The 7,389-nt window shown below is 37.7% G+C and carries 6 protein-coding genes; 5 read left to right on the top strand and 1 reads right to left on the bottom strand.

Annotated elements, in window-relative coordinates; translation table 11 throughout:
• Window positions 1-407: 407 nt before the first annotated feature.
• Window positions 408-767, bottom strand: a complete 360-nt coding sequence (locus NLX78_RS20085) for a DUF4181 domain-containing protein (protein WP_254351365.1) — start codon at window positions 765-767, stop codon at window positions 408-410.
• Between the two features lie 445 nt (window positions 768-1,212).
• Between NLX78_RS20085 and NLX78_RS20080 the strand changes: the two genes are divergently transcribed.
• The 5 genes from NLX78_RS20080 (at window position 1,213) to NLX78_RS20060 (ending at window position 7,173) form a co-directional block, all read left to right on the top strand.
• The gene (locus NLX78_RS20080) at window positions 1,213-1,500 is read left to right on the top strand and encodes a hypothetical protein (protein WP_254351364.1); all 288 of its coding nucleotides are present in this window, start codon (window positions 1,213-1,215) and stop codon (window positions 1,498-1,500) included.
• Window positions 1,501-1,843: 343 nt separating this feature from the next.
• Window positions 1,844-2,743, top strand: a complete 900-nt coding sequence (locus tag NLX78_RS20075) for a copper amine oxidase N-terminal domain-containing protein (RefSeq protein ID WP_254351363.1) — start codon at window positions 1,844-1,846, stop codon at window positions 2,741-2,743.
• 124 nt (window positions 2,744-2,867) lie between these two features.
• Window positions 2,868-3,749, top strand: a complete 882-nt coding sequence (locus NLX78_RS20070; protein ID WP_254351362.1) for a copper amine oxidase N-terminal domain-containing protein — start codon at window positions 2,868-2,870, stop codon at window positions 3,747-3,749.
• Window positions 3,750-4,293: 544 nt separating this feature from the next.
• Complete coding sequence (locus NLX78_RS20065) at window positions 4,294-5,184, top strand: TolB-like translocation protein (protein ID WP_254351361.1); 891 nt, start codon at window positions 4,294-4,296, stop codon at window positions 5,182-5,184.
• A 591-nt stretch (window positions 5,185-5,775) separates the two neighbouring features.
• A complete protein-coding gene (locus NLX78_RS20060) occupies window positions 5,776-7,173 on the top strand; it encodes a helix-turn-helix domain-containing protein (RefSeq protein WP_254351360.1) in 1,398 nt (465 codons plus the stop codon).
• Window positions 7,174-7,389: the final 216 nt, after the last annotated feature.

The raw sequence follows: 7,389 nt of genomic DNA, 5'->3' as shown, positions 1-7,389 counted from the left end.
CCCCATCGTACCGAGGCGCTCGTTTTTGTGCAAAGACCAGATTATTCGTTTTACAGGAATTCTAACGGGGAACGTTAGTTTAATGGGAACAGCGACAGTCTAGGACTTTATTTCGTATTATTAGGTCAACCAGAGATTTCTGGTTGGTCTTTTTTCTTAGGCGTCATATGATGGCGGTAGCCGTGAGGACGTGGAATTTATTGGAGTCAACCCCGTCTACTCATATGTTCTTCGTTTACCAACCGGACTGCCTCCATCTTCACATCTAAGGAGTACTGTCGGAATGGTTTGTCCCTTTTTAGCCATGAAAAATCCCCTACGTTCAACAAGATTAAGTCCATCTTATCAGATGTCTTTTTTCTCTTGTCTACTAGAAGGGGATAATACCAAATTGTACGGTTCTTTTGTTAAATTAAAACATAAACAATTGTACCAACTACAGATATGGCCATCATCAATAGTGAAATAATATGTTTTTGTGAACTTCGAATATATTTCCATTGGAAGATAGATCGAACACTGAACACTAGAATAAGTAATACGCTAATCCAAACATATTTATAAGGTTCTTTAACAAAAAGAACTGACAAAATTACCACAATACCCCCAATCACAATGAACCACCTGTATGGGATAAAACCATCCGTGTCTGATATCTTCTCATCTGTTTTGCTGATAATTTTATCCAGAACAAATTGAATCACAGCTGCAATAAATAATACAAGAGCAAAACTCATTGGTATCACCTTCTTTTTCCATTCGTTCAACTATACTACACCAATACAAATTTTTCATGCATCAATAAACATATGTATCAAATGCTGGGTTTTATACATATGCCAGCTAAGCAATATGCGATAACGCTGTAGTGTGTGAATGAAAATGAGTCCATGAGATTCGGACTCATTTTAGAGTGTGTTCATTTTTTACGCACTTTTTTATTAAATATACAGCCAATGAAGCCTAGTGCTACTATACCTGCGCTTAAAAAGCAGACTAATAAACCATTTAGTTCTACCTTCCATTAAGCATATATCAATATTCCAGAGTAAAAAATCCAACGACTAAGATTGTTGCGATATTCTTCAAAATTGAAAACTCCTTCTAAAAAAAGTGTGCCAAAAGTGGTATATATATATTCTATGTATCGTTATTACAATTATATCTTATTATTAGGGGGGGTGGTAAAGTGAGGAATTTGTATCAGCCTGAATGGCATCCGTTATGCTAATGCTTGTTATCAGCAGTACAGTAGCAACGCCAAATGAAGTACAGGGAGAATTCGCAATATCCGGAGGAACTTTTACCGGTATTTTTTCGTTTTTGGGAGTACCAGGTTGGGTAGTAAGCATTGTAAAAGGTGCTACCATTGTTTATGCGGATAATAGCAGAGGGGGTTACTTTGATGTATTTTGGGCTGTGGACCCTGCTAGCCAGGCAGTAAACTTCGTCACAGCTAAAGTGTATGGGGGCTTGATACTGTTAAGTAAAACGCGATAAACGAAACATGGGTGCGAAATATCCCCTCATTATCACATAATCAGTTAAAAACGTTGATATACCAAGAGAAGCTGGTACATAACTTTTCTGATGAGATCAGGGAGCGACGGACAGGAAAATCAACTGAATATATATATAAATGAATGTTAAAGAGCGAGCGATAAAAATCGCTCTTTTTTACGTGATTATGTTTTCTACTATGTTACTGATTGATTATATTCTTTTGAAAAATCTATCGTATATCACTAAAGCGACGACTATGGTAAACACCTGGATTAGAAACTTTTCGGATACTTCATACGTCTTATGTAAGGGTACTTATTGAAAAAGGAGGTAATTTATCTTGAAAAAGGTTATTGTGTTTGTGTTTTTCTTCGTACTTGCGTTTCAATCCTGGGCGATTGCTGATGCTGCCAATCCTATATCCGTTAACGCGGTGAATGTGAATGGGAAGTTTATAGCAACTGCTGTTTCACCTATTATTAAGGACGGGCGTGTTTTGGTTCCTATACGTACGCTTGCTTCACTTGGGGTAACCTATCAATGGGATAGTAAAAGTCAATCTGCTCTCATCACAAAAGGCAAAGATCAAATTAAGCTAATGGCTAACAAAAAAGAAGCATTTAAAAATAACAAAGCAGTCCAGGTTGATGTCCCTGTCCAAGTGTCCCAGGGAAGGATATTGGTACCTATTCGTTTTATTTCGGAGAATTTTGGCTACAAGGCAAGCTATGAGAAGCTTCGGTCTATTTTATTTATTCAAGACGGTAATTATAAGGTAGACCAAGAGAGCTTACAGGCAGAAGATTTACAAACCGCTCGTCAGGCTGCTATATCGCTGCCGGTTCAATTTTCTTTCAAATCGCTTTCTTCTTTAGAAAAGCCGGGGGCTAACAAAGAATATACTTACGTTTTCCCGAGAGGGGATTCATCCAGATACATGTATTTTAACAATGATTGGTCAGCTGGTAATACGGTAGTTGAAATTAAGGATGGAGTTGCTAAGGCAGTTTGGCAATTTACATCAGGAAATGGTCTGGATGATATTGTATCCAGTGCTGGCCAAAGACCAAGTTATAATTACGTTGAATGGGTAACTGATATTATGATGTTTAATGATGAGAATGGGAATATCAAAGCTGTATACAAAGATGATAAAGGTCAACAAAAAGATCTCACTGCAAAAGCTAAATCCTATACAGATATTATCCAACCTATTCCTAATGAGACGAGAAAACAATAGCTACTATCGAATCAGTTTATTAAGGACGTCCTTAGCGAGGGACGTTCTTTATTTTGACTTGGATTCAAAACATAAGCAGTAATAGATTTTTAGTGAATTTCATATGATTGGAGGTTAGTTAGGTATGAAAAAAATCTTTCTTTCATCTATGCTTACTTTAGGCATGCTCTTAACATTTGCTATTCCGCTTTCTGCTGCACCGTCGATTCAATTAGTTATCAACAGCGAGGTGGTACATTCAGATGCTCCACCCGTTTCTGTCGCAGGGAGAACTATGGTTTCTTTAGCTTCGTTGAAGCCGCTTAAGCTTAATTTAGTCTGGAATGCTAGCCAGAAGACGGTGACTGTTAATGCTCCTGGGGTGAAAGAAAAGCTTGTACTTACGATCGGTCAAAAAGAAGCTTCTTATGGAGAAAAAATGCTTACTTTGGATGTGCCTGCTCAATTGAGCAATAATCGCGTTGTTGTGCCTTTGCGCTTCATCAGCGAAGCCTTTAAAGCAGAGGTGAAATGGAAAGCGGACAAAAATACTGTCATTATTCGGAGTGCTGACCAAGTAGAAAAATATAAGAAGTTTTATCAAAGTACGGATTTGGTGGCGGCACGTAAAATCGCTGTAAATCTTCCTTCTAAGGATGAAAATACACTTAATAATACCGAGGAGGGTGTTTATTATCAGTATATTTTCCCTGAAGGGGAGGTTTTAAGGTATTACTCTGTTGTAGGCAACTTACTCACTTATTATGAAATTAAGGATGATGTTAAACATCTAGTTTGGGAAGGTGTAGAAGGGGATTCAGAGAAGTATACAAAAGAAAAAGGGAAACGACCACCGGTAGACAAAACGCAATATTATTTTTTACAAGAACGTGTGGATCATAGCGTCACATATGGTAAGGTTGGGGGCGGGAAGCCAGTAACGCAAGCTTTACCTAAAAATAGTACGGGATTATCAGCTATTATTGTACCTATTTCCGGAGAAGTAAGGAAAGATCAAATGAAATAGATTATTCACTTCATTTGGACGTCCCCTTGAATAAGGGGCGTCTTCTTTCGTATATGGTTTTTGAATCTCCGCGTCAGACTGAAATGCTTCAGATCACAACATGGACACGGGCTTACACTTAACCAGCTCTGAGGCGGTAGAGAACGCCATCCAAGACCTGAATAGAATGCGCTGGATCCACTCGCCCTAGAGCGCTTACTTCGGGAGAAAGCGCCCGCTCAAGGCGCTCTATGTTCCTGGTGCTCACTTAATGCAACCCACGGGCGAAAAGCCTTGAAAAATGGGAATAGTGAAGAGCAAACACCAGAATGCTTTCTTTCGTTGCTTTCGAATATGCTATATTATGTACTCTAATTACATAAAAAGGATTATATATGGTAAAATATATAAATGGGTCCAATACAATTCTATTTAGACAGAAAGGAAAGAGGTGACTGATTTTAAAGTAGATTACTAGATTATGTGTTCGATTATTAGCACTTACCTTTATATGATTACGAGGGAATGTAGGAATAACAGAATACTGTATATTAAGGAGGAAATTATGAAATTCGTGCAGATTATCACCGTAAGTGCGATAGTGGCGTTAGCGATTTCAGGGTGCAGTGATAAGGCAAGTTCAAATTCAGATCAACAACGGTCTCAGAACAAAGTGAATAATATTGAGGTCAACAACACAAAGGAAGGTGTAAAAAAAGTTGAAGGAAAAGCAACTATAGAAACATCTAAAGCAACTGACAAAAAGATGAATTCTGTAGATTATTCACAATATTATAATAATCAAGATAAATCTAAGGTTGTAGTTTCGGGAAAACAGATTGTATGGAAAAATAAAGATGTTACTTTTACCGCAAAATTAACTAAGGCTAAGGGGGAAGAAGCCGCCGAAGCCAATGAAGTTGTGGATTCTATGAAAATAAAAAGTAAGCGCGGAGAGCAACTTATCAAGCTCAACCCACGACCTTTGAGAATTAATTCACTTTCCTTATCCAAAAACAACCAGGTATCTCTCCATGTAAGCGATCATGAGGGGAGTAGACTTGTTCTAATTAATTTATCTGATGGGGCTCAAACTATTGTAAACATGTTTGAGCTGAATAGTGACGGAGCAGGAAGTGAAAAGATTGATGCATATAACTGGTCACCAGATGGAAAAAAGATTGCGTTTGGAATCGGTGATCTAGGTTCAAGTTATATCGGAGTATACGATGTAGAGCGTAAGAGCTATACGCATCTGTCCGATAAGGATTTTACACTGATCTCCTCTATAGTTTGGCATAAAGATGGGATAAGCTTTGACTTTGTGAGTAAAGGTGATGATTCGCCACAAGCAGTACTCTATACATACTCAGAAACAAAAAAATCCATTTTAGAAAGTGGGGCTTTATCTAAGAACGATGAACAGAAGCTAGCTGAATTAACATCGGAATTTTAATTGGACATATACAATGTTGATAATTGACACCAAACATTTACAATAATTGAAGTATAAAATAAGGTGGGAGTTGCTTATGAGGATTTCCATGAGTAAGTTTCTAAAGCGTTATGCAACGATTCTATTGAACTACGCAATAGTTATAGGGGTATTTTACGCTTTGGGATATCAGATGAGCGCTATGGGAATCTATGCAATTCTGACAGGAATTGTGACTGGAGAAATAATTAACTTCGCATTATCAAAGCGAGAGAAATGAACCTATGTATCCCTTGATTACATCAAAATCAAGGGATTTTTCATTTGATTAAAAGGTTCAACAGAGTTTCTACCTGGGAACTCTATATCATTTACTAATAGTAAAGAATATGGAGAAATGAAATAGTCATGTCAACTCTGTGAAACCTTTTATTTCGGCAATCCAATTTCACTTTTTCTATTCGTTTTCACAATCTTCCCTTGTGTGTGAGTTATGCTGAATTTTCGTTATAAACATTAGCTGCATAATATATTGACAGATGGTTAATTATGGAGAAGAATAGAGGGTGATTTTTAAAATAATGGAATTTTTATGTGAAAGGTGGTTATGATTTGAAGCATACACCTACGATTTCAGCGGAGTTTGAGGATTATCTAAAACAAAATGATATGACATTGAGTCAATTTGCCGAATATTCAGGGGTTCATCAAAGAACGCTTAGTAATTGGATTACTCAGCATCGTCCTATTTCCGTACAGCAGCTAGACCGAATTACTGTGGCTATGGATTTGCCAGAGGGCTATTTTTATGATCTATACATAGAAAATTACATTATTGACCTTTCCCCGAATTTTAGGCGAATCGAGCCATTATTGTATCGTTGTGCGGAGCTGGACAAGCTGGATGCAATCCGTCGAATGGTTGGACATATCATGGATAATCCGCTGTATGCGTCCAGGCTATTTGATGTTGCAGAAGCATTATTTGAACAGGGACGACATGCTGCTGCGCTGCCTCTCTATGAGAATGTCGCAGAAGTGGAGAAATATCAGCATTCTGAACGCTTGGCCACCTGCCAATATCGTATATTCACGATTCAAGTTGGAGATGATCAGAGCCGTAATCTCAAGGCAGCAACGCTATTTGAACCCTTCGTGGAACGTCTGGATGAAATAGACCAGCTTGATGCGCTAAAAGATTTGGCGAATGTGTATCGTTCTTTGCGCTTGTGGGACAGGCTTGATGTGACCGCTCGAAAAATGAGAGATAAAGCGGAAATCCAATATACATTAGAGCATCAGCAGAAAAAACGAAAGCCTGCGGAACTTGAAAAGAGGCTGAGCCGTCCATTGTTTGTGTACATCACCTATTCTGATTTACTGTGTGCCAGTGTATATGAGGCCAAAGGCGATTATGAGCAGGCATTACAATATACATACGCCTACGCTAATTTAGATTGGGTCAAAGAGACTGACGAGGATACTCTGCATTGGATTAAACAGTTTCAAGATTGGGCAGAAGGTAATATCTACACCTATAAGCTATTATCTGGAGATATAAGTGTACTAAACAATTATGTTGAATATATTGCTGCTTCGCCAGATGCTTCTGAAAAAGAAATGGTTACAAAGCTGTTGAATATTATGATGGCGGCTAACCGATTTCAAGTTGATGTGGATGAAATACTTAAGCAGTTCGAAACGGAGATAGATTCGATCACCCAACAGCAACCATCTGCTGATATGTACACTCATCAAGTGGTTCCAGAACAATCAACGCGTTTTAAATATGAACTGGCTAAATACTACTTAAATAAAGGTAATTACTCATATGGATTTAAATACTTACTAGACGTTTTATCTAAATCATTAGTCATTAACAAAGAAGCCTTTTTCATTAGCTGCATAAGATTATTTGAGCAGTTCAAACAATTTGCAGACTTTAGATTGTGTACAAAGTATGAAAGTTTAGTTAGAGAAGGGCGAAAAGAAAGATTATTTTATTATTAATAGTTATTAATCATTTCTCAGTGTTGATTCCAAGTTGAATAAAATAAAATATATATGGAAAACGAAGAAGGCAGAATGTTGCTGTGCAAGTAAAGCGGTCGCCTTTACCACGGATTTTAACCTTAATCTGACTTTATTCAGGAAATACAGGGGCGGTGACGATGGGAAGCAATATCGGGCTGCGTAGTGAATCAATAGTTGAATTTTAAGTTCATT

Source organism: Paenibacillus sp. Lou8.1, assembly GCF_024213565.1.
In the GTDB taxonomy this organism is placed as follows: domain Bacteria; phylum Bacillota; class Bacilli; order Paenibacillales; family Paenibacillaceae; genus Paenibacillus; species Paenibacillus polymyxa_B.
The sequence above is the reverse complement of the archived record's forward strand: the minus strand, read 5'-3'. Positions and strand labels throughout refer to the sequence as shown.